21 protein-coding genes and 5 tRNA genes are annotated in these 22185 nt (G+C 48.9%); 17 read left to right on the top strand and 9 right to left on the bottom strand.

Annotated features, from left to right (window positions below):
• Positions 1-50: 50 nt before the first annotated feature.
• The 6 genes from accC to BM030_RS04475 all read right to left on the bottom strand — a co-directional run bounded on the left by accC (position 51) and on the right by BM030_RS04475 (position 4820).
• Positions 51-1391 (bottom strand): acetyl-CoA carboxylase biotin carboxylase subunit, encoded by a 1341-nt coding sequence (accC, locus tag BM030_RS04500; RefSeq protein ID WP_090971565.1) that lies wholly within the window; start codon positions 1389-1391, stop codon positions 51-53.
• A 31-nt stretch (positions 1392-1422) separates the two neighbouring features.
• Complete coding sequence (gene accB, locus BM030_RS04495) at positions 1423-1899, bottom strand: acetyl-CoA carboxylase biotin carboxyl carrier protein (protein ID WP_090971563.1); 477 nt, start codon at positions 1897-1899, stop codon at positions 1423-1425.
• 80 nt (positions 1900-1979) lie between these two features.
• Entirely contained in the window at positions 1980-2975 is a 996-nt protein-coding gene (locus BM030_RS04490; RefSeq protein ID WP_090971561.1) for a beta-ketoacyl-ACP synthase III, read from the bottom strand.
• 9 nt (positions 2976-2984) lie between these two features.
• Positions 2985-3923 (bottom strand): phosphate acyltransferase PlsX, encoded by a 939-nt coding sequence (gene plsX / locus BM030_RS04485; protein WP_090971559.1) that lies wholly within the window; start codon positions 3921-3923, stop codon positions 2985-2987.
• A 162-nt stretch (positions 3924-4085) separates the two neighbouring features.
• Complete coding sequence (rpmF, locus tag BM030_RS04480; RefSeq protein WP_090608039.1) at positions 4086-4277, bottom strand: 50S ribosomal protein L32; 192 nt, start codon at positions 4275-4277, stop codon at positions 4086-4088.
• Positions 4278-4286: 9 nt separating this feature from the next.
• Positions 4287-4820 carry a YceD family protein gene (locus BM030_RS04475; protein WP_090971557.1) on the bottom strand — a complete coding sequence of 178 codons (534 nt, stop codon included), beginning with the start codon at positions 4818-4820 and terminating at the stop codon, positions 4287-4289.
• Between the two features lie 162 nt (positions 4821-4982).
• Between BM030_RS04475 and BM030_RS04470 the strand changes: the two genes are divergently transcribed.
• Positions 4983-5834 (top strand): dienelactone hydrolase family protein, encoded by an 852-nt coding sequence (locus tag BM030_RS04470; protein WP_090971555.1) that lies wholly within the window; start codon positions 4983-4985, stop codon positions 5832-5834.
• Here the strand turns inward: BM030_RS04470 and BM030_RS04465 are convergent.
• Positions 5815-6492 (bottom strand): epoxyqueuosine reductase QueH, encoded by a 678-nt coding sequence (locus BM030_RS04465; RefSeq protein WP_090971553.1) that lies wholly within the window; start codon positions 6490-6492, stop codon positions 5815-5817. The two genes, BM030_RS04470 and BM030_RS04465, sit on opposite strands and share 20 nt — an antisense overlap.
• Before the next feature lie 125 nt (positions 6493-6617).
• On the opposite strand from BM030_RS04465, the gene BM030_RS04460 reads away from it, so the two are divergent.
• Complete coding sequence (locus BM030_RS04460; protein ID WP_139215811.1) at positions 6618-7694, top strand: PQQ-dependent sugar dehydrogenase family protein; 1077 nt, start codon at positions 6618-6620, stop codon at positions 7692-7694.
• A gap of 13 nt (positions 7695-7707) precedes the next feature.
• Here the strand turns inward: BM030_RS04460 and BM030_RS04455 are convergent, their stop codons facing one another.
• Positions 7708-8562 carry a transglutaminase-like domain-containing protein gene (locus BM030_RS04455; protein ID WP_090971549.1) on the bottom strand — a complete coding sequence of 285 codons (855 nt, stop codon included), beginning with the start codon at positions 8560-8562 and terminating at the stop codon, positions 7708-7710.
• Positions 8563-8637: 75 nt separating this feature from the next.
• On the opposite strand from BM030_RS04455, the gene BM030_RS04450 reads away from it, so the two are divergent.
• From BM030_RS04450 to BM030_RS04420, 7 genes are all read left to right on the top strand, one after another.
• Positions 8638-9117, top strand: a complete 480-nt coding sequence (locus BM030_RS04450; protein ID WP_090971547.1) for a hypothetical protein — start codon at positions 8638-8640, stop codon at positions 9115-9117.
• A 113-nt stretch (positions 9118-9230) separates the two neighbouring features.
• A complete protein-coding gene (locus BM030_RS04445) occupies positions 9231-10160 on the top strand; it encodes an ATP-binding cassette domain-containing protein (RefSeq protein ID WP_090971545.1) in 930 nt (309 codons plus the stop codon).
• Positions 10161-10170: 10 nt separating this feature from the next.
• On the top strand, positions 10171-10893 hold the full coding sequence (locus tag BM030_RS04440) for an ABC transporter permease subunit (RefSeq protein WP_090971543.1): 723 nt from the start codon (positions 10171-10173) through the stop codon (positions 10891-10893).
• Complete coding sequence (locus tag BM030_RS04435; RefSeq protein ID WP_090971541.1) at positions 10890-12437, top strand: GldG family protein; 1548 nt, start codon at positions 10890-10892, stop codon at positions 12435-12437. Before BM030_RS04440 ends, BM030_RS04435 begins: the two co-directional genes overlap by 4 nt.
• Positions 12421-13353 (top strand): DUF4340 domain-containing protein, encoded by a 933-nt coding sequence (locus BM030_RS04430; RefSeq protein WP_090971539.1) that lies wholly within the window; start codon positions 12421-12423, stop codon positions 13351-13353. The genes BM030_RS04435 and BM030_RS04430 overlap by 17 nt, the downstream gene beginning before the upstream one ends.
• Before the next feature lie 165 nt (positions 13354-13518).
• Positions 13519-16224 carry a zinc-dependent metalloprotease gene (locus BM030_RS04425; RefSeq protein WP_090971537.1) on the top strand — a complete coding sequence of 902 codons (2706 nt, stop codon included), beginning with the start codon at positions 13519-13521 and terminating at the stop codon, positions 16222-16224.
• 409 nt (positions 16225-16633) lie between these two features.
• Positions 16634-18070, top strand: coding sequence for a hypothetical protein (locus BM030_RS04420; RefSeq protein ID WP_090971535.1), 1437 nt, complete (start codon positions 16634-16636; stop codon positions 18068-18070).
• Here BM030_RS04420 and BM030_RS04415 read toward each other — a convergent pair whose 3' ends face one another.
• A complete protein-coding gene (locus tag BM030_RS04415; protein WP_090971533.1) occupies positions 18071-19225 on the bottom strand; it encodes a BamA/TamA family outer membrane protein in 1155 nt (384 codons plus the stop codon). It abuts the gene before it with no gap.
• A 211-nt stretch (positions 19226-19436) separates the two neighbouring features.
• On the opposite strand from BM030_RS04415, the gene BM030_RS04410 reads away from it, so the two are divergent.
• The 8 genes from BM030_RS04410 to nusG all read left to right on the top strand — a co-directional run bounded on the left by BM030_RS04410 (position 19437) and on the right by nusG (position 22075).
• A tRNA-Thr gene (locus tag BM030_RS04410) sits at positions 19437-19509 on the top strand.
• 7 nt (positions 19510-19516) lie between these two features.
• Positions 19517-19600, top strand: a tRNA-Tyr gene (locus BM030_RS04405).
• 77 nt (positions 19601-19677) lie between these two features.
• Positions 19678-19750 (top strand) — tRNA-Gly (locus tag BM030_RS04400).
• A gap of 79 nt (positions 19751-19829) precedes the next feature.
• Positions 19830-19901: transfer RNA gene (locus BM030_RS04395), tRNA-Thr, on the top strand.
• Positions 19902-19966: 65 nt separating this feature from the next.
• On the top strand, positions 19967-21154 hold the full coding sequence (gene tuf / locus BM030_RS04390) for an elongation factor Tu (RefSeq protein WP_090971531.1): 1188 nt from the start codon (positions 19967-19969) through the stop codon (positions 21152-21154).
• A gap of 79 nt (positions 21155-21233) precedes the next feature.
• Positions 21234-21304: transfer RNA gene (locus BM030_RS04385), tRNA-Trp, on the top strand.
• 14 nt (positions 21305-21318) lie between these two features.
• Entirely contained in the window at positions 21319-21513 is a 195-nt protein-coding gene (secE, locus tag BM030_RS04380; protein ID WP_090971529.1) for a preprotein translocase subunit SecE, read from the top strand.
• A gap of 16 nt (positions 21514-21529) precedes the next feature.
• Complete coding sequence (gene nusG, locus BM030_RS04375) at positions 21530-22075, top strand: transcription termination/antitermination protein NusG (protein ID WP_090971527.1); 546 nt, start codon at positions 21530-21532, stop codon at positions 22073-22075.
• Positions 22076-22185 lie beyond the last annotated feature (110 nt).

The following is a 22185-nucleotide window of genomic DNA, read 5'->3' as shown; positions in this document are numbered from 1 at the left end:
ATACCATTCTGTTTGATAAGAATGGTATTTTGCCGTGGGGTATATTACATTTATTCGCTTAAATCAAAAGTATCCATGAATTTGGTGGTGAAATTGCCCGCTCTGAAATTGGGGTCGCGCATGAGGCGCAGGTGTAGCGGAATGGTGGTTTTTACACCTTCGATGACAAATTCGCTCAACGCCCGCTCCATGGTACAGATTGCTTCTTCGCGGGTTTGGGCCACGCAAATGAGTTTGGCAATCATCGAGTCATAGTTAGGCGGAATAACATATCCTGAATATGCATGCGTATCTACCCGTACACCATGTCCGCCCGGGGAATGGAAGTTGGTAATTCTACCGGGCGATGGCCTGAACCCATTAAACGGATCTTCGGCATTTATACGGCATTCGATGGCGTGCATCGTTGGTTCATAGTTATTGCCCGAGATGGGGATACCGGCGGCTACTTTAATCTGTTCTTTGATAAGATCAAAGTTGATAACCTCTTCGGTAACGGGATGTTCCACCTGGATGCGGGTGTTCATTTCCATGAAATAGAAATTACGGTGTTTATCCACCAAAAATTCTATGGTGCCCGCTCCCTCATAGTTAACCGCTTTTGCACCTTTGATGGCAGCCTCGCCCATGGCTTTCCGTAATTCGGGTGTAATAAAGGGGGAAGGAGCCTCTTCGATGAGTTTTTGATGGCGCCGCTGGATGGAACAATCGCGCTCTGAAAGGTGGCATACGGTACCGTATTGATCGCCTACCACCTGTATCTCTATGTGCCTTGGGTCTTCCACGAATTTTTCGAGGTAGATGCCGTCATTGCCAAAAGCAGCACCTGCTTCCTGGCGGGCTGAATCCCATGCTGGCTCAAAATCTTCGTCTTTCCATACGATGCGCATGCCGCGCCCGCCTCCTCCGGCAGTGGCCTTAAGGATAACCGGATAACCAATCTCCTTGGCTATCTTGATACCTTCGGTTACGTCTTTTACCAGCCCGTCAGAACCCGGGATGGTAGGTACACCCGCTTTTTTCATGGTATCCTTGGCCGAAGACTTGTCGCCCATCTTTTCAATCTGGTCTGCAGTAGCCCCGATAAATTTGATGCCGTATTGCTTGCAAATCGATGAAAACCGGGCGTTTTCGGAAAGGAACCCATAACCGGGGTGTATAGCATCTGCATTGGTCAGTTCCGCTGCGGATATGATGTTGGGGATATTGAGGTAAGATTCTTTACTTGGGGGAGGGCCTATGCATACTGCCTCATCGGCAAAACGAACGTGCAGGCTATCGCGGTCGGCCGTGGAATATACCGCCACGCTTTTGATACCCATCTCGCGGCAGGTGCGGATGATGCGCAATGCGATTTCCCCACGGTTGGCTATTAGTATCTTTTTGAACATGTATGTTTAGCTATCGTCCTTTCTTCACAAATTACTTGGGCTCAACCAGAAACAGGGGTTGGTCATATTCCACCGGTTGGGCATCCTCTACCAATACCTTCACTATTTTTCCGGAAACTTCAGACTCAATCTCGTTAAACAGCTTCATTGCTTCCACAATGCATACCACTTTTCCGGCCGTGATGTCGTCTCCCACGTTTACGAATGCCGGTTTGTCAGGCGATGGTGAGCGGTAGAACGTACCGATCATGGGCGACTTGATAGTTACGTAATTTGACGTATCATCTGTCTTGGCAGGAGCAGCCTGAGGGGCCTCCACGGGTGCCGGTGCAGGAGCGGGAGCCGCGGGCTGCGGAGCCGTAACGGGAACGGTAGCCGTTACATAGGTGGGTTCCTGGTTTGTTTTTATGGTGATCTTGAAATCCTTTTCTTCAATAGATACTTCATTCACACCTGATTTCGCGACAAACTTAATCAGATCCTGAATCTGTTTGATATCCATGCTCATTGCTTAGTAGGTTTGCTAATTAAGAATCAAAAATATTAATCTAATCTGTTATATAACAATAATCGACGGCTTTTTTTTAACTATGCGCCGTAGGCCCATTTCAGGTATACCGACCCCCAGGTAAAGCCGCCGCCGAAAGCGGCGAGGATAAGATTATCTCCTTTTTTCAGTTTATCTTCCCATTCCCATAAGCATAGCGGGATGGTGCCGGCTGTCGTATTGCCATACTTTTGTATGTTAATCATCACCTTTTCTTCACCGACGCCCATGCGCTCTGCCGTGGCGTCGATGATACGCTTGTTGGCTTGGTGTGGCACCAGCCATGCAACGTCGTCAGCCGTAAGGTGGTTACGGTTCATGATTTCCGCGGCCACGTCGGCCATGTTGGTTACGGCAAACTTGAAGACGGCCCGTCCCTCCTGATAGGCATAGTGCCATCCGGCCTCTACGGTGGCGTGCGAGGCAGGGTGCAGCGACCCACCGGCTTTGATGTTCAGGTAAGTACAGCCTGATCCGTCGCTTTTGAGGATGGAATCGATCACCCCCAATCCTTCGTCATTCGGTTCCAGCAAAACAGCACCGCATCCATCGCCGAAGATAATGCAGGTGGTACGGTCGTTATAGTTGATAATGGACGACATCTTGTCTCCGCCGACCACCAGCACTTTTTTGTGCATGCCCGACTCAATGAACTGCGCGCCTGTGGCGAGTCCGTAAATAAAGCCCGAGCAGGCCGCCTGTAAATCAAACCCCCACGCATTTACCGCGCCTACTTTGTCGGCCAAGATATTGGCCGTTGCTGGAAAAGGCATGTCCGGTGTTACGGTACAAAAAATGATCAGGTCAATTTCAGCAGCGTCGATACCTCGTTTTTCGAGTAACCCTTTTACGGCAGGAACTGCCATGTCAGAAGTAGCCTTCCCTTCGCCCTTTAAGATTCGCCGTTCTTTAATGCCGGTACGAGTGGTAATCCATTCATCGTTGGTGTCTACCATGGTTTCGAGCTCCTGGTTGGTGAGGATATAGTCCGGTACGTACCCGTTGACAGCCGTGATAGCGGCGTGAATTTTTGACATAATGAATGCTTAGTTGAATGCAGATTTAATTTTTTCGATGATGTTGGATTCAATCATGTTTTTAGAGAGCAGTATCATGTTTTTGATAGCCTCAGGACTGGAGATGCCGTGGCCAATAATGACCGGGGCATTGATTCCCAGGATGGGGCTTCCGCCGTATTGTTCATAGTTGAAGCGGTCGAAAAACGCATCGTTAAATCCTTTTTTTCGGGTAAGCACGTAGAACGATTCGGCCAATTTTAATACCACATTGCCAACGAACCCGTCGCATACCATGACGTCGGCCTTATCGTCGAACAACTCGCGTCCTTCGATATTTCCCACAAACCGGATGCGGTCACTTGCTTTCAGTAGTGGGTATGCCGCCAGCGTAAGCATGTTGCCTTTCTCTTCTTCTTCACCGATATTAACTAAGCCTACGGAGGGGTGCTGGATGCCATAAATATGTTCGGCAAATAAGCTGCCGAGTAACCCGAACTGGGGAAGCATCTCCGGCTTACAGTCGGCATTCGCACCTACATCAAGCAGAATGCCGAAGCCGCTTTTTATTTTGGGAACGTTGGTGGCAATGGCCGGACGGATTACACCGGGGATGGTTTTTACGCTGAATACTGATCCAACCAGCATGGCGCCCGTATTTCCGGCAGAGGCAAAGGAATCAATGCCTCCTTCCTTCAATAATTGGAATCCACGGCTGATACTCGAATTGGGCTTCTGCGTAATGGCTTTGGTAGGGTGTTCGCCCATCCCAATGGTATCTGGGGCATGTACGTATTCAAAAAAAGCAGGGTCTTCCCCTGCTTGCTCGATATACTGCTTAGCAATGTCTTGGTTGCCTATGAGTACGATTTTCTGGCCTTCTGAAAGCAGTTTTGATGCGAGGATAGCCCCCTTCAGGGTTGCCTCAGGCGCAAAGTCACCACCCAATATGTCTAAACCAATCTTCATCCGTTATGGCTTTTCTTCCGCAAGTTTGCTTTTAATGCCCGTGCACGTGCCGTTAACACCGGTTTGTGCATTGTCCGAACAATAAGGTACAAAAACACCCCAAAGTAACGTATAAAAAACGTTACACGCTATGGGGATGTTCAATTTTTTTGAAAGATCAACTTAGGCGGAAGCTGCGTTTTCGATAATCAGTTTGCCGTTGTAATACAGGTTGCCGTCTACCAGATACGCACGGTGGGGTAGGTGCACAGCACCCGTTTCCTTGCAAGTTGCCAACGTGGGCCGTTCAGCTTTATAGTGTGTCCTTCTTTTGTCTCTCCGTGCTTTGGAGGTCTTACGTTTTGGATGTGCCATCTCGTATTGTTAATTTTTATTGTACGTTATATTTTTTAATGCGTCCCAACGGGGATCTGTTTGTTTCTCTTCTTGCTCCGGAGCCAGATCATTCAGTTTCTCCAGTACCGTTTCGTCACAGGAGATATTGTCACCTTGTTCGCTGCATTTGATGTAATGCGGCACGGATACGTTGATGTATTCATACAACAGCGGCGCAAGATCCAGTTCATGCTCGTGTTTGGCCAGTACCATGATTTCCTCGGAACTTTCGCCCATATCGTCTGACGTGAACTTCACAATGAGTTTTTCCTCAATGTTTGTCTTGGCCGGGAAGGCAGACAAGCAAACGTCACACGTAAGGGTTACCGTACCGGTAATACCGAAACGGAGCACCATCATGTTTTCTTGTTTGTGCAGGTTGACCAGCGCCTTGAGATTGCCGTCTTTTACTATTGAATAATCATAACAATCAAAGAACGCCTTGTCAATGTCAAACTCGAAGTCATGCGTACCCAAACTCAACCCCGAAAAGGGGATCCGATATTGCTTCAAATAATTCACCGTCCCACAATTGAGCCTGCAAAGGTAAATATAAATTATAAGATATGAAAGTTTTTTATCGAACGAACCATGATTAAACGAACGCCTGTCGGCGGCTTTGCCCCGTGGTTGTTTTCGGTTCGGTTTTTACCTAACTTTGGTTGACCAAGACACGAAAATTGTATGGATCAGCGAATCATTAGTCTTTATGACCAGTACACGCACAGTCAGCTCACACGGAAGGCGTTCATGAAGCGGTTAGCAATGCTTGCCGGCGGTACGGCGGCGGCAGCTGCGCTATTGCCGTTGTTACAGAACAATTATGCGGCGGCAACGCCTTTTCAAAGCGAGGATATCACCGTTGAAGACATCACCTATACCGGCGCGGACGGTGATGTGAAAGCGGTTCTTGCCAAGCCGAAGAACAAGGCATCTCTTGGCGGTGTGGTAGTCATCCATGAGAACCGCGGATTAAATCCGCATATTGTTGACGTGACCAAGCGGGTAGCCGCCGAAGGCTTCTTGGCCCTCGGAGTAGATGCCCTCTCTCCATTCGGCGGTACACCCGCCGACGAAGACAAGGGACGGGAGCTTATCGGTAAACTCGATATGGAAACGACCGTACAGAACTACCTAAACGGGTTGACATATCTTCGTGAGCACCGGGATGGCAACGGGAAGGTAGGATGCGTGGGCTTTTGCTGGGGTGGGGCTATGGCCGGCCGGCTGGCCGTAAACGACCCTCGATTGCAGGCATCCGTGGCCTATTACGGCGGGCAACCCAACGCGGGGGATGTGCCGAAAATAAAAGCCAGCGTAATGCTGCACTATGCGGAGTTGGATGAGCGCATTAACGCCGGAATACCGGCCTACGAAGAGGCGTTGAAAGCAAATGGTATCGATTACCAGTTATTTTTCTATGAAGGGGTAAATCATGCATTCAATAACGACACTTCACCCACAAGGTATAATCAGGCAGCAGCAAAACTGGCATGGGAGCGAACTATCAGCTTCTTTAAGAGCAGGCTGGTGTAGTACCCTCGTCCCCGTAATAGTTTTTGCCGATTTCAATCCGTTCGCGGCCATTCTGTAACCGCCAGTGATTCGTGTCGCGCAGGGAGTAGGCACAGCCGCAGTATTCCTGCATGTAAAAGTGCTCACGTTTGCTGATTTCCAACATGCGTGAAGATCCCCCTTTCTTACGCCAATTATATGTCCAATAGGTAATGCCGGGGTAATGACCCGCGGCACGGATGCCGCAGTCGTTGATTTGCTCGAAGTTTTTCCAGCGGGAGATGCCCAATGAACTGGTAATAACAGGGAATCCGTTTTCGTAGGCATACAAAGCCGTGCGTTCGAAGCGCATATCGAAGCACATTGTGCACCGAATGCCGCGCTCAGGTTCATGCTCCATCCCTTTGGCACGGGCAAACCAGTTATCCACATCATAGTCGGCATCTACGAACGGGATACCATGTTTTTCGGCAAACCGGATATTCTCATCCTTGCGCAGATCGTACTCCTTGCGCGGATGGATATTGGGGTTGTAAAAATAAATCGTAAAGTCAATATCCGAAGCAATCAGGGCTTCCATCACTTCACCGGAACACGGTGCGCAGCAAGAGTGCAGGAGTAGCTTTTTCTCGCCGTTCGGCAGTTCCAGTCGTTCTCGTTTGAATCCCGTATTATCCATCTTACCGTCAACTTGTTTACGGATGCAATATTACTCATAAAACGGGAGTGTTGCAAGCGAATAACGGTGCTTGCCATCCTTTTCGGGTCGTTAAAAATTCATATCTTTGTCCAAAATCCATGGTGATGAAGATGTCATTTGGTTGTCTGGTGGTCATTGCGGGTCTATTGTTGGCTTTTGGTGGTTGCATGCGCAACGACGATGAGCCGCTGCTGCCCACTCGGCCGATATCGCGGTTGTATATATCTTTTGAGGATGTTGCACAGAGCGACACGGAACCACCTGTGGATAACGTAGCGCTGATTGATCCGGCCGATGGAGGAACGATGACCATTGACTTCAATCATAACTCAGGTGCTGCCGGCGGTGCAGGCATCCACTTTAGTCCGAATGTGGGGCGTGCTTTCCAGTCGGGGCGTTATGATACACTGGTACGGGTAATGCAGGTAAATAATCTGGGACAGCTGGCCAATACAGGGAGACTGGGTAACAGCCGATTGAATCAGATGCGGGGGGTGGCGTTTCACCCGGCAACCCAGATGCTTTATGTTGCAAACACCGGCTCAACCTTTTCACATATCTATGGTTTTTACCAGCCGATGAACCGAAACGGTTATACCGTGCCTAATCGTGCCCTTCAATTAACAGAGGGGGTTCGGCCTTGGGGAATGGTGCTTTGGGGCGACAGCCTATTGGTCTCTGACGCTGCTGCTAATGGTGGTATTCAACTATATGGAAATCTATCCCAAGCTGATTCTGTTGAAGTGAACTTTCCAGCCATTTCAACCCTGCGGATTCCGGGCGCCCTAAGCATCAGGGGGATTGCATTCGTAGACTCGCTGGATGTGCTGGTAGCCGCTGATTACGGTGATCCCAATCAAAATATGGCGGGCAAGGTTTATATCATCCAAGGTATCAAAGAACACCTGACCCAACCATTGGTTACCGTGATGCCCACACGGGTGATTAGCGGGCCGCTTACTGGTCTTTCCGGCCCTATTGATGTGGCCATCGACCCGCGACCCCGTGCCGATGGGCAGCGGATTATTTATGTAGCAGATGCGGCCGAAAGGCCTGGCAAGGTATTGCGTTTCAAGCTTTCGGATAGCGGAAATGTAGCGCCGGAAGCAGAGGTGACCTTTAGTGCGCCTAATAGACGCCCATTCAGCATCTTCCTGGATGCCCGCGGGCAGGTGCAGTGATAAGATTTGTTGTTTAAGTCAGTATAGACAGCATTCGGTTAATTTCTTCGCTTTTGGCGGCGTTTCCTGCTTGGGCATAAGAGGTTATTAAATTGCGAAGTACACGGGTGATAATGTCCGGATTGCTGCATGGTAACACGAAGTTATCGCTGGGCGAAAGGTTAAGCTGCTTGAGAAAGGCCACCACATCATGCCGCCCGAAGATCTGCCCCCGGTTGAAAGCGTTGATATAGAACAGAATGCCGTGCTGGCTTTCAACGGGATTATGGCCCTCGGTATAAGCCAAAATAAAATGCTTAGGTAAGTTTACCCCATAAATTGGAATATCAAGCTTCTGTGCTACAATGCTATAGATGCACGCGAGCAGTATGGGGTTACCCCGGCGGGTTTCCAATACTTGACCAATGTAGGAATTTTGCGGATCATGATAGTTGCTGGTATTGCCTGAGAATCCGTATACATTGTAAATGATATTGTTAAGCAACCGCACTTTTTCCACCGCACTCATGCTATAAATCATTTCCAGCCAAGCATCGCGTTTGATGGCTTCTATCTGGTTGATAATTTTCTGTTCATCCGCATCGGGATATTGGTATTTGTTAACGATGATCAATCCTTGCAATAGGTCGAAAGAGCCGCTTAGCTTCCATAGTTCGAGTTCTTGCAGCACATCTTCGAATTGTATTTTATGGATGAGGTTCTCGATCCGGGTCTGCAACACAACATCGAACGATTGTTCCCATACCGACTCCAGCCGGGTAATGACTTCCGGCCCCATGGTAATCAGCTTTTGTTCCACATGCCGGAAGACCTCGGCGTCTGGATCGTCAAGTAATTTTATCAGTGAATCTAACTCTTTGTCGTTCATTATGACAAAATTACAAAAAACTATTGGAATTGTTTCGGGCTGCCAAGCGGATTGCCGGTTATCGCTATCTTTGGCATGATGGAAAGCATACGGTTCTATGTCGACTTTCTGGCGCATTATCTGAGGTCTCATAGCCGCCACGGCACACACTCGCCATTTGTGTATCGCTTGGTTGATGAAGTGATTTATGCGCCGAGGCGCGCAAGCGAATCGAAGGACAAGGTGAGGCGCTTGATACATCGCCTTATCGAAAGGTTTAAACCGGAGCACGTATATCGGGTGGGAACCGCGTGGTCCGAAGGGCAGTTGGACTTTGTTGTTGCATGGGGCGGTGGGGGCGATGCTTTGGAGCGGCAACTGGAACATTTGTGGCCGCAGCTTCATCGTCAGAGTGTGATCGTGATTACCGACATTCATCGGGGGAATGGCATGAGACAGTTATGGCAGACGATTAAATCCAAGCCAGAGGTGACCGTTACGGTCGACCTCTTTCACGCGGGGCTTGTGTTTTTCCATGCCGGACAGGCCAAGGAGGATTTCCGTATCCGGTTTTAGTGGAGATGCGCCACAAGATTGATTTTGTTTTTTTTCCGAAATCCAATAATTTCGCACCAACCATTGGCCGGAGATTCCGGTCAATCGACTAGACTCCAAAATTTTCTTGACTCGTGGACATACGTATTGAAAATCTATCCAAACGTTATGCTTCGCAACGGGCGGTCGACGGGATTTCCTTTGAGGTGAAAACGGGGGAAATCCTTGGTTTCCTTGGACCCAACGGGGCGGGCAAGAGTAGTACGATGAAGATGATTACGGGCTATATTGGTATCGATGGTGGCGATATCCTTATCGACGGTCGGTCGGTGAAGCGGGAAGGGCAATCGCTTAAACGATACATCGGGTACCTGCCGGAACATAATCCATTGTACTTAGATATGCCGGTGATTGACTACTTACAATTTTGTGCTGCACTCCAAGGCGTACCGAATGATCGGATCGAAGAGCGTACACGGATGATGATCCGGCTATGCGGCCTTAACGCTGAAAAGCACAAAAATATCGGTGAACTATCTAAAGGCTACCGGCAGCGGGTAGGACTGGCCCAAGCCATGATCCATGACCCGGAGATTCTTATTCTTGATGAACCCACCACAGGGCTTGACCCCAATCAAATTGTAGAAATACGCAGGCTTATCCGGGAGATTGGCAAGGCCAAAACTGTCATTCTCAGTACGCATATACTGCCGGAGGTGGAAGCTACGTGCGACCGTATACTGATCATTAACAAAGGGAAGATTGTGGCAGACGGTACGGCTGACACCTTGCGCCAGCAGGCATCCGGACAGGAAGTGGTGCATCTCCAACTGGAGGGCACCACGGCCCAGCACGCTGTGGAAGCGCTGTCGGCTTTGCCGCATGTAGCTGTAGTGAAGGCGGATGAAGGCGGGTCGTCGCGTTTCGAGGTAAAAAGCCGGGCAGGTCACTCATCGCGGCGCGACATCTTTAACCTGTGTGTGGCAAAAGGCTGGGTAATCACCGAGATGACGCCGGTTGAGACCCGCCTGGAGGATATTTTCAGAAATTTAACCGTAAACTAATCGGCATATTATGCAAGCAATTTGGGTAATCGCTAAACGCGAACTGCATTCGTATTTCGACTCCCTTATGGCCTACATCATGTTAGTGCTGTTCTTGGGCTTCAGTGGCTTTTTTACGTGGCTTTTTGGTTCGGATATCTTCATGGTGGGCCAGGTTAGTCTCGAAGCATTCTTCAATGTGGCTTTCTGGACGTTGTTTTTCTTTATTCCGGCGCTCACCATGCGCCTGCTCGCCGAAGAGAATAAAACCGGCACCATTGAATTGCTGCTTACCAAGGCGGTGACGGATCGGCAGGTGGTGGTGGGTAAATTCCTTTCGACGTTTTTGCTGGTGTCTATTGCATTAGCTTTCACGCTGCCGTATCCCATTACGTTGGCCAATATAGGAAATCTTGATGTAGGACAGGTAGTATGCGGGTATTTGGGCCTGTTGTTGCTGAGTGCGGCATACATCAGTATCGGGCTGTTTGCGAGCAGCATTACCAGCAATCAGATTGTGGCTTTCCTGACCGCGCTCTTCATCGGATTATTTTTCCACCTGATTTTCGATGTGCTGGCGGGGCAGTTCACGGGTGCTGTAGGACTGTTCTTCGACGCCCTGAGCCTGTCTCAGCATTTCGGGAGCATCTCCCGCGGTGTCGTAGACAGTACAGACGTGGTTTATTTCTTGTCTATCGTTTTTGTAGGATTGATGCTGGCCGAGGTTTCACTTGCTAAACGTACCATTCAATGACCATGAAGAGAAAGCTATATACTTCTGTGACCCTGCTGATTGGCATCGTGGTGATGGCTAATCTGCTGGCTTATGAGTTCCGTTTCCGACTGGACTTCACTGAAGGGCGTCAATATACCTTAAGCAAGGCTACGCGGGATATTCTCGCTGGCTTGGATGAGCCTGTAACGGTGCGGGCGTATTTTTCAGAAAATTTGCCGGCACATATCCAGAAGGCCCGAAAGGATTTTCAGGATATGCTCGTGGAGTTCGCCAGCCGGTCGCGCGGGCAGGTGATGTTTGAGTTCATCAACCCCAACACGGATGAAGCGAAGGAGCAGGAGGTTGCTCAAAAGGGTATTCGCCCGGTCATGATTAATGTACGCGAACGGGATCAAGTGAAGCAACAGCGGGCTTACTTGGGGGCTACCATCGATTACGGGGATAAACAGGAAGTTATCCCGTTTATCCAGCCGGGAGCTGCCATGGAATACGCACTGGCCACGTCCATTAAGAAGTTGACCATTGCCAGGAAACCCAAAATTGGTTTTCTGCAAGGACACGGCGAGCCGGCCCTATATGAGATGCCTCAGCTGAACCAGCAACTGCAAATCTTGTATGATGTGCAGGCTGTAACATTCAGCGATTCGACCAGTGTACCCGCAGATGTAGCCACATTGGCCATTATTAGGCCCACCGACAGCATCCCTGCCAATCACTTGGCGAAGTTGGATACCTTTTTGGGAAGGGGCGGACGGCTGGCAGTAGCATTAAACCGGGTGGATGGGAACCTGCAAAACGGCCAGGGCAACGAAGTAACCACCGGACTTGAAGGGTGGCTTGCCCAAAGAGGCATCATGGTGGATGCCGCGTTTGTGATTGATGCGCAATGCGCGACTATACCCATACAGCAGCAGCAAGGGTTCTTTATGCTGCAGACCAACGTGTCGTTTCCTTATCTGCCCATTCTTTCTACGTTTGCCAATCACCCGGTATCATCGGGACTGGAGCAGGTAGTAATGGAATTTGCGAGCCCGGTGCGCTTTACAGGTGATACCACACTACGTTTTACACCGTTGGCGTTTTCGTCTGCGCTTTCTGATACATTGCCTGCACCGGCCTTTTTCCAGATTAACAAAGATTGGAAACAGGACGACTTCAAGGCCCGTAACATCTGTGTAGCGGCAGCGGTGGAAGGGCCGATGGTTGCTGGGGGAACACCAACAAAAGTGGTATTGGTTTCTGATGGTGATTTCATTATCAACGGCCCGCCCCCCATGCAAGGGCAGCAGTCGCAGCAGCGGCAGGTTGAACCTGATAATGTGAATTTATTAGCGAATGCCATCGACTGGCTTTCGGACGATACGGGGCTTATCGAACTGCGGACCAAGGGCGTAACCTCAAGACCCATTGCAGAATTGTCCGATAGCGCGAAGGTAACAATTAAGTATTTGAATTTTTTGCTTCCGGTGGTATTGGCTATCCTATATGGTATATGGCGTGTCCGCCGTAACCGCAAGGTAAGACAACAACGAATGGCTGAAAACTATGATGAAGTTAAATAACAAAAAATTGACCATTGTCTTGGCTGTTCTGGTAATCGTTTACCTGGGGGCCAGATTTTTCCGTGCATCAAAACGTGAAAATACGCTGAATATTGAGTTGGCGGCCATTGATACCGCGTCTGTGCAGCAAATTAAATTGTATCCGGTCAGTGAACAGCGACAAGAGGTAGTGCTGAGCCGTACACCCCAAGGGTGGGTTGTTAGCCGTGAAGGGATGTCGGATCGGGCCGACAGTAATGCGGTGAAAGCCCTGATGGGTTCATTCGTGGATATGCGGGCGAACCGTATCGTCACGGGGCAGTCGTCAAAATGGGACGAATATCATGTGGGGGATACATCTGGCATCCGCATTGTAGTGCTCGGCGGTGGCGACATCAGGTTAGGGGAATGGTGGTTAGGAGATGCTCCAGCACAGGGGAACCCGTACGGTGGAGGGCAGTCGTATTTGCGGCTGGCTGATGCCGATAAGGTGTATGCGGTGGACGGCTATTTGTATTCTCAGTATAATAAACCGCTCAATGACTGGCGCGACAAAACATTTCTGCGGGTGACCAAAGATGATGTGATGTCAATAACGGCGTCCGGCGTATCGGCTTGGTCGCTCACTAAGGAAGGAACCTCCTGGTTGCTCGACGGGGCGACGGCTGACTCAGCTGCCGTGGAGCGCTATATCAGCCGAATGGCACTGATGAGCTTGCCGACGTTTGCAAACGGGTTTGAGCCTAAGGATGGGGCCGATGCATTGTTGACCGTTCACGGCCGATCTGGAGAGTTGGTGAGTGTACAGGCATGGAAGCAAGACACGGCACAATGGATCGTTCAATCATCGCAACGCCCTACCACGTATTTCCTTGTTGATGACAAGAAGTTTGCGGATGAAGTTATTCCACTGAAATCATCACTTGATGGAAGATAGTTGCCGTGGTTAAGTACAAGTGCTTGTGTAACAAAGAAGTTGCGCGGACTTTCCAGGCATTTGTGAGGAATGGTGTAACTTATCGGGGTTTTTGGCGTCTCATCATTATGGTGAGCGTTATGCTTGTTGAACCACCACATGAATGAATAATTATATCCAAACCTTATGAAGTACGTATTGACGTTCATTGCGGCGGGTAGCCTTTTTTTGGCGGTACCCGCATTCGGCTTCGGGGGGATCGTGTATTCCCTGCAGGACACCTCAAGTAAGCAGCAGCCCGACACGGCGAAGGTTGCACCGCCTGACAGTACAAAGAAAGCGGAAGCCGATTCGGTGAAGAAGAAAAAGGCCGACGAGCCTTCGATTTCGGACAAAGTGAAATCCAGCACAAAGATTGATGGGCTTTTTACACTGTACCGGGATACCGCCACGGCCAGCCTGCAACTTTACTTAACCAAAGACCAATTGGATAAAGACTTTATTTACCAGAGCTTTTCCATGGGAGGGCCTACGGCGCTGTACCTTAACCAGAACATGATCAGGGATACATGGCTGTTCAGTATTCGGAAAAAAAATGATCGGATAGAGTTTCTGCGAAAAAACACCTCGTTTTACTACGATCCGAACAATCCGGTGAGCAAGGCCGCTAATGCAGACGTAGCGGAAGCCATTTTCCATTCGGAGAAAATAGCGGCTCACGATAGTTCGGGCTATCTTATTCCTGTTGATGGTTTGTTCATCAGCAATAAACTGGATGCTGTGAAGCCGGTTATTCCGCCGGGGGTACCGCCTACGGCGGTATTCAATCTGGGAAATCTTAACACAGGGAAGTCCGGTTATGATACAGTAAGGTCGTTTCCGGGAAACACCGACGTGGTGGTCAGTTTGGCTTATGAAAACCCTGCCCCGCTGAACGGCGGTGGCAGGGATATTACGGATGCCCGCTACGTGACCATAAAAATGCAGCATTCGTTTTTGGAGGTACCCCAAAATAGTTACCGCCCGCGTAGAGACGACCCCCGGGTAGGCTATTTCGGTGCCCAGGTAGATGACCTTACGTCCGTTTCGCCCACCCCGTACCGGGATTTCATAAGCCGTTGGCATCTGGAAAAGAAAAACCCGAATGCTAAAATCAGTGAACCCGTAGAACCTATTGTGTTCTGGATTGAAAATACCACCCCGCTGGAATACCGCCCGATAATTAAAGAAGCAGGTGAAAAGTGGAATGAAGCGTTTGAGGCTGCAGGTTTCCGGAATGCGATTGTGATGAAAGAAATGCCCGATGATGCCGATTGGGATCCGGCGGATATTGCTTACAATGTTATCCGCTGGAAATCGTCAAGCAGTCCGAGCTACGGTGCCATCGGACCAAGTTTCTTTAACCCGTTGACCGGCCAGATTTTGGGTGCAGACATTACCGTGGAATGGAAGTCGGGCGCCGGAACTCCGGTGATGGACGACCTGTTCAATGGTGGCACCGGAACGCCGGCAGCGGCCCCGTGGGAAAATCCAGCGGAGGCCATTGCTCCCCAAGAGGTATATCTGCATCATTCGCAGGTTAACCGAATGGCGCTTTGCAACCTGTCCAATGAATTGAGCATGCAATTCCAGACGGGATTAGCGGTAGTGGAAACCCTCGACGCCGATATGGGGGAGGCCAGGAAAGCTGAAACGGTGCGTGAGATGCACAAGCAGTTTCTCTATTACCTGATCATGCATGAGATGGGACATACATTAGGACTGAACCACAACATGCGGGCGAGCCAGATGCTTAGCCCCGATCAATTGCATGATACTAAGCTGACCCGGAAAGTTGGCCTGCAAGGCTCAGTAATGGATTATCCGGCCATTAATGTGAGCCGCGACCGTAAGAAGCAAGGCGATTATTATACCACGAAAGCGGGGCCTTATGACATCTGGGCTATTGAATACGGTTATACCCCGTTTTCGCCTGAAGAGGAAGAAAAAGGGCTGAACCGGATCCTGAGCCGGAGTACTGAGCCCCAGTTGGCATTCGGTAATGATGCCGATGACATGCGCAGCCCCGGTAAGGCCATCGATCCACGCGTTAATGTGAATGACCATTCCAATGACATGATGGCTTATGGTGAAGAGCGCTTTTTATTGGTTAATGACATGATGCCGAAATTGAAAGATCGGTTTAGCAAACCGGACCAAAGCTATCAGGAACTGCTACAGCGATACGGGCAGCTTAACCGCCAACGGGCAGACATGGCTAACGCCATTAGTCGTTATATTGGCGGTGTGTATGTAGATCGCAGCTTTGTAGGGCAGAAAACGGACAGTAAACCTTATACACCCGTGCCGCTGGAAACACAGAAGAAAGCCATGGATTTACTGGGTAAATATATTTATGCCCCGGATGCGTTTGAAGTAGACTATCCGTTGTTCCCGTATCTACAGCCCCAGCGCCGTGGCTTTAATTTCTTCAACGGTACGGAAGACTATAAGCCACAGAATACCTTCCGTTCATTGCAGGTGAATACGCTGTCGCACATTCTGCATCCTACAACACTGTCAAGAATCAACAATAGCAGCTTATACGGAAATGAATATCCCGTAGCGGAGGTAATGCAGGATTTGACGGGCTATATTTTTGATGCTGACCTCAATGGCAGCGTCAATCTGGTTCGCCAAAACCTTCAAACGGATTACGTGGCCGCCTTGAGCGGTATCCTGGAAGCTAAAACCGGTTATGATTATGCGAGTAAGGCCGCAGCATTGGCCGCACTGACGGATGTTAAAACCAAACTAACCGGAGCGTCGTCCGGTTCGGATATCCAAACAACGGCACATCGCAGGAACTTACTGTTTTTAATCGAAAAAGCGCTATCTGTAAACAAGAGTTAACGATTACGGTAAAACAGAACTAGCAACACCCTGCCCATGCTGATGTATGGGCAGGGTTTTTCTTTAGTTGCCTGTTTTTAATTATTATTAAACCGTTGTTCTGTCTTAATATCTTAATTGTTATAATTTTTTACACTATTGTAAAAAATAGTTGATACTTATCGGGATAGGTTGATGATCATTACCTTGTCAGTCATATTTGTGTGAGACAACTGACCCCATTAGCTTCCTAAAACGCTTAACAGTAATAGTGTGGTAGTAGATCAATCGGGCGGGGAGCGACGGGTTCCCGGCTTTGTATGGTTTACTAATCGATATAACTGTTATGAAAACTTTACAATGTCTACTTCGTTCAATAGCTTGCATTATTTGGATAATTACCTTAATAGGTTGTAAGCGTGACGTTCCCATGGCCGCGTTCGATGACCTGCATACCGTTACTTTTAAGGTAGCGGGCTTTGAGACCGAAATTACCCCACTTGCAAAGACGCAGGCTGCCCGTTTGGCTCATGGAATGACGGACAGCGGCGTGCTGGCGCTAACGGGCGTGACACCGAGTACGGAACCGCAATACCTGTATTATTGGTCATTCAATAACGAGACGCTGACGCCGGATATCGCCGTGGACGAGACAGGGGCGGGCATTGTGTTTGAGGCAAAAACCACAGAACCCGGATTTGGAACCGGATTTGGTTTATCCCCCGTTGAAGCCGGTAAATCCCTGAGCCTTGAAGGGTTAAAGACACTTGAAATCACATTGCCCATGCAGGGTGTTGTCTCACTCACCGCTTTTGCCCTTGATGTTAGCAGCTCGAATACCGGGCCGAAGAGCTTTGTTTTGTCTTATTCGATCGATGAAGGGGAAACATACACGGATTTCAATGCCGATAATCAGTTCCAAAACATGAATCCGCAGGCGCGTAACCGATACGACTTCGACATGGGCGAGTTCTCGCAATTTATCGGTATCAGGGAATTGCGGCTAAAGCTTACGTTTCTGCCCGGCAACCGGGAAGGTGCCGGAGATTACAATGAAAATACAGGAGTGGTCAGACTTGACAACATCCGCCTCTCCGGGGTCTACAGTGGCGAAGGCAGTTCTGGTGACCCCGACATGCCTAGCGCATTGCGCTATTATATTTTTTCGGCGGACGACGGGCGTGTCGTGGCGCAACAGGAAGTGGCTATGGGTGCCGTGCTTGAGAACGGTAAACTGGATGTAAAATTGAACCCGGGGGTATATGATATCGTCTTTGTGGCTTATCGTACGCGCAAGGACGTACTGTTGCCAGCAGCAATTAGCAGTGCGAACGAGTTTTATTTCGGTCACCATTTTGACGACCACCAAGCCGTGACCTATGCCTCATCGATCCGAAACATGGAGGTGGGCAATGCGGATATGGAGGAGACCATTACGTTAAAGCGGTGTTATAGCCAGATAACATTTGATTTTACCGATTTTGCGGATGACTTACTTGCGGTGAAGAAAATTGTAATAACCAGGGAGCATCCAAACTACTTATATACGCCCTTCGGGATGCCCGATGCCCAGCCGCTATCCGATGTACAATCCGTCTCGTTCAGTGGCTTTACCGATTTGTCGGACTATCAGGTTTCTTTCCATCAGTTTTTAGGATTGCTTAACCATCCTGCGGAGGTGATTTATGAATTGACGGCTTACGGGGAAGACGGTGGGGTGTTGAATACCTTGATTTTAGCGGAACCTATCATAAATAACGTGCGTTTGCTTCTTAGGGGTCGGCTGCTCGGTAACACGGGAAGCGTTAACGGCTTTGCGGTGGTGGTCGATACCGAATGGGATCAATCTTTGGAGCGTGAATTCTGACTAAAAGGCTTCGCTGAGCGACAGGTAAAAACCGCCTTGCCTTTTTTCGCCCGGTCGTTTTTCGCCGACACCATATTCAAACCGGATGCTGCTGTTATGCTCTAGGTCGAAGAAGTACCTCAGTCCGCCACCATAAGACGGGACAAGGCGCATTGGCTGTTTTCGGGCTTGATAAGTTGATCCGGCACCCGCGAATGCGGCTAAACCGACCCGGGGGTGAAAGCGATAGCGAAGCTCGCTTTGTGCGGCAAGCAAGCTACGGTCGCGGTACCGCCCGCTGTAATATCCCCTCATCATCATATCACCCCCTAATTCGTTGTATACGTAAAAAGGGATACGGGGGCCGAATGTTGTGTGGTAACGTGTGTTCAAACCAAGGGTGAGTTCGCTCGTCAACGGGAAAAAAGCACGGAGGTCTATATCGACTTTGCTTCCTTTAAAATGGTCGCCTCCACCGAAGCCGGGTGAGTAAGCATATTTTGCTCGGACATAGTATCCATTGGTGGTATAGGTGTTGCTGTTACGTGTGTCGTATAGCTGTGAAAGACCGAATAACAGGTGCCATCCGCCTTCCTGTCCGAACGGCGGTTGCCGGTCAAAAATACCGCCGGCTTCTTGGTCTGAAAACAAAAAGTACTCATAGTTGAAATTGATGCCGGCATAATATTGGGGCGCTAACCTACGTTCGCCTTCAAACCGGACTCTGACCATTCGCATCAAGAGGATGTCTTTGTCATTTTGGGCCGTTTGGTTGCCGATCCCATAGAAGTTAAAGGGGAAATTACGGAAACGGAGTTCGCTGACATAATGGTAACGGTTGCCTGTGGTCCAAATATCGGATTCCAGCTTGATATTGGTCTGCCGTTCAGTGGTGAACGTGCCGACAAAGGTGATGTTGGAAGTGCGGATGGAGGTGTCGGCCTTATTGAAGTAAAAATTGTAAACCCCTGCCAAACCAAATTCCAGTCCGGTCTCCTGGGCATAACCCAAAGCCGGAACCACTACGAAGCCTGCCGATCGTGTGCTGTCTTTTTCCGGCGATATAAACCGCTGGATGAGCTTATGCTCCCAAAGGCTTTTTTTCTCTTGCGAAAAGGAAGGAAAGAAAACCATCTGCAGAAGCAAGCCGACTATACAATAGGCAATATGTTTCATAAGTGTAATCGCTGCAGCGAAGATACAGATAAGCAGTATAAAAGCCGCTACAAGGAGGAGGTTATGGCGAAGCGTTAGATTTTTTTAAATAATTTTTGTATTAAAACAAGTTTGTATATCTTTGCAGTCCCTAAAGGAAAAGGGGGTGTTTTTGTGGGTAGATTACCCCAAGAAAGCCAAATTGATACGTTGCGTTTTTTGAAATATTGACGCCTCCTTAGCTCAGCTGGTAGAGCAACTGACTTGTAATCAGTAGGTCGCTGGTTCGATCCCGGCAGGGGGCTCAGGTTTGGGGGGATTCCAGAGCGGTCAAATGGGACGGACTGTAAATCCGTTGCTTCGGCTTCGAAGGTTCGAATCCTTCTCCCCCCACCATTTTATTGTCGGTTTTTGGACTGGCGGTTTTTGTTTGGGTGGGCAGTGTGCGGCACGTCAATCCGGATTGTCAATAAGCGGAAGTAGCTCAATTGGTAGAGCGATAGCCTTCCAAGCTATAGGTTGCGGGTTCGAGACCCGTCTTCCGCTCATCATGTGTTTAACAGCGTCCCCTGTCAAGCCAATGGACTGGTAAGTTGACAGGGATTTGGATTGTAAAACACAAAAAGCCGATGTAGCTCAGCGGTAGAGCACTTCCTTGGTAAGGAAGAGGTCATGGGTTCAAGTCCCATCATTGGCTCGTAAGAGTAACATATAATATTTATATAATACACTAAAATTTTAAATTACTAATTCGCATAAAACATGGCAAAAGAGAAATTTGACCGCAGTAAGCCGCACTTAAACATTGGTACGATCGGTCACGTTGACCACGGTAAAACAACCACCACCGCTGCAATCACGAAGGTATTGGCGGACAAAGGTCTTTCTGAGGCCCGTTCTTTCGACTCAATTGACTCTGCTCCTGAAGAAAAAGAGCGCGGTATCACTATCAATACAGCGCACGTAGAATACCAAACAGCCAACCGTCACTATGCACACGTTGACTGCCCGGGCCACGCCGACTACGTGAAGAACATGGTGACGGGTGCTGCTCAAATGGACGGTGCCATTATCGTTGTGGCTGCTACTGACGGTCCGATGCCTCAAACCCGTGAGCACATCCTGTTGGCTCGCCAGGTTGGTGTACCTGCGCTGGTTGTGTTTATGAATAAAGTGGATTTGGTGGATGACCCTGAACTGTTGGATTTGGTTGAAATGGAAATCCGCGAGCTGCTCTCGTTCTATGAATACCCGGGTGACGATATTCCTGTGATTCGTGGTTCTGCACTTGGTGGTTTGAACGGTGAGCCTCAATGGGTAGAGAAGATTATGGAATTGATGGACGCTGTAGACAACTACATTCCTATTCCTCCGCGTTTGACGGATCTTCCGTTCCTGATGCCAATCGAAGACGTATTCTCCATCACTGGCCGTGGTACGGTAGCTACCGGACGTATCGAGCGTGGAGTGATCAACACTGGTGACCCTGTGGAAATCCTGGGTATGGGTGCTGAGAACTTGAAGTCTACTGTTACCGGTGTGGAAATGTTCCGTAAAATTTTGGATTACGGTGAAGCTGGTGATAACGTCGGGCTGTTGCTCCGCGGTATTGAGAAAACCGATATCCGTCGCGGTATGGTTATCTGTAAACCTGGTTCTGTTACTCCTCATACGGAGTTCAAGGCTGAGGTTTACGTTCTGTCCAAAGCAGAGGGAGGCCGCCATACACCGTTCTTTAACAAATACCGGCCGCAATTCTATTTCCGTACCACTGACGTGACCGGAGAGATTGCGCTTCCTGAAGGCGTTGAAATGGTGATGCCTGGTGATAACGTAACAATCACAGTTACGTTGATTAACGCTATCGCTATGGAAAAAGGTCTGCGGTTCGCTATCCGTGAAGGTGGCCGTACCGTAGGTGCAGGACAGGTAACTGAAATTATCAAGTAAGCAGTTGCTTGAAAACAATAGTTTGACAGATTAGCTAATCAGAATTCGCTGATTAGCTAATCTTGTCTAAAAAAATTACACGGGCATAGTTCAATGGTAGAATAGAGGTCTCCAAAACCTTTGATCTGGGTTCGAATCCTGGTGCCCGTGCAAAAATATAGGACATGGCAAACGTACTTGAATTTATAAAGGACTCTTATACCGAAATGAGCCAGAAAGTCACTTGGCCTACTTGGTCACAACTGCAAAGTTCTGCCGTGGTGGTGTTAGTGGCATCGATTATCATTGCGTTGATGATTTTCGCAATGGATAAGGCATCAAGTAACGTGCTGGAATTGTTCTATAATATCAGGTCTTAATTGTTGGGTAAGAGAAATGGCAGATCAAGCACTGAAATGGTACGTTGTACGGGCCGTAAGTGGTAAGGAAAAGAAGGTAAAGCAATATATTGAAGCTGAGGTGAACCGGTTGGGTATTAATCATCTGGTGCCTCAGGTGCTGATCCCGATGGAAAAGTACTATCAGATGCGCGACGGCAAAAAAGTGGCCAAGGAACGTAACTTTTACCCGGGCTATGTGCTGTTAGAAGCTGCGTTGGATGGTGAACTTGAACATGTTATCAAAAACATAAACAGTGTAGTAGGTTTTTTGGGCGATAAGGACGGGACTCCCATTCCACTGCGTCCGGCTGAAATCAACCGGATCCTGGGAAAGGTAGACGAAATGTCCGAACAGGGCGAACTGATGAATGTGCCGTTCTATGTTGGTGAGCTGGTCAAGGTTAATGATGGTCCGTTCAACGGTTTTACCGGAGAGATTGAAGAGGTGAATGAGGAGAAAAAGAAGCTGAAAGTAATGGTGAAGGTTTTTGGCCGGAAGACCCCATTAGAACTGAATTATATACAAGTAGAGAAAGAGTAAGAGGATAATACCCTGATTTAGGGGTATTATTTTTTCATTATGCTTGATATTTAAAATATTTTTGTACCTTTGCACTCCATTTTGGGGTGCTTCTACAGTTTAGCAGTAAG

It is taken from the genome of Parapedobacter composti (genome assembly GCF_900112315.1).
Classification (GTDB): Bacteria; Bacteroidota; Bacteroidia; order Sphingobacteriales; family Sphingobacteriaceae; genus Parapedobacter; species Parapedobacter composti.
Note: the sequence above shows the minus strand (reverse complement) of the source record. Positions and strands in the feature narration are given on the sequence as shown.

Bases quoted from the DNA above. Each gene is read 5' to 3' on its own strand.
- accC (WP_090971565.1), bottom strand. From the start codon at position 1,391: ATGTTCAAAAAGATACTAATAGCCAACCGTGGGGAAATCGCATTGCGC.
- accB (WP_090971563.1), bottom strand. From the start codon at position 1,899: ATGAGCATGGATATCAAACAGATTCAGGATCTGATTAAGTTTGTCGCG.
- BM030_RS04490 (WP_090971561.1), bottom strand. From the start codon at position 2,975: ATGTCAAAAATTCACGCCGCTATCACGGCTGTCAACGGGTACGTACCG.
- plsX (WP_090971559.1), bottom strand. From the start codon at position 3,923: ATGAAGATTGGTTTAGACATATTGGGTGGTGACTTTGCGCCTGAGGCA.
- rpmF (WP_090608039.1), bottom strand. From the start codon at position 4,277: ATGGCACATCCAAAACGTAAGACCTCCAAAGCACGGAGAGACAAAAGA.
- BM030_RS04470 (WP_090971555.1), top strand. From the start codon at position 4,983: ATGGATCAGCGAATCATTAGTCTTTATGACCAGTACACGCACAGTCAG.
- BM030_RS04465 (WP_090971553.1), bottom strand. From the start codon at position 6,492: ATGGATAATACGGGATTCAAACGAGAACGACTGGAACTGCCGAACGGC.
- BM030_RS04460 (WP_139215811.1), top strand. From the start codon at position 6,618: ATGAAGATGTCATTTGGTTGTCTGGTGGTCATTGCGGGTCTATTGTTG.
- BM030_RS04455 (WP_090971549.1), bottom strand. From the start codon at position 8,562: ATGAACGACAAAGAGTTAGATTCACTGATAAAATTACTTGACGATCCA.
- BM030_RS04450 (WP_090971547.1), top strand. From the start codon at position 8,638: ATGATGGAAAGCATACGGTTCTATGTCGACTTTCTGGCGCATTATCTG.
- BM030_RS04440 (WP_090971543.1), top strand. From the start codon at position 10,171: ATGCAAGCAATTTGGGTAATCGCTAAACGCGAACTGCATTCGTATTTC.
- BM030_RS04435 (WP_090971541.1), top strand. From the start codon at position 10,890: ATGACCATGAAGAGAAAGCTATATACTTCTGTGACCCTGCTGATTGGC.
- BM030_RS04430 (WP_090971539.1), top strand. From the start codon at position 12,421: ATGATGAAGTTAAATAACAAAAAATTGACCATTGTCTTGGCTGTTCTG.
- BM030_RS04425 (WP_090971537.1), top strand. From the start codon at position 13,519: ATGAAGTACGTATTGACGTTCATTGCGGCGGGTAGCCTTTTTTTGGCG.
- BM030_RS04420 (WP_090971535.1), top strand. From the start codon at position 16,634: ATGGCCGCGTTCGATGACCTGCATACCGTTACTTTTAAGGTAGCGGGC.
- BM030_RS04415 (WP_090971533.1), bottom strand. From the start codon at position 19,225: ATGAAACATATTGCCTATTGTATAGTCGGCTTGCTTCTGCAGATGGTT.
- tuf (WP_090971531.1), top strand. From the start codon at position 19,967: ATGGCAAAAGAGAAATTTGACCGCAGTAAGCCGCACTTAAACATTGGT.
- secE (WP_090971529.1), top strand. From the start codon at position 21,319: ATGGCAAACGTACTTGAATTTATAAAGGACTCTTATACCGAAATGAGC.
- nusG (WP_090971527.1), top strand. From the start codon at position 21,530: ATGGCAGATCAAGCACTGAAATGGTACGTTGTACGGGCCGTAAGTGGT.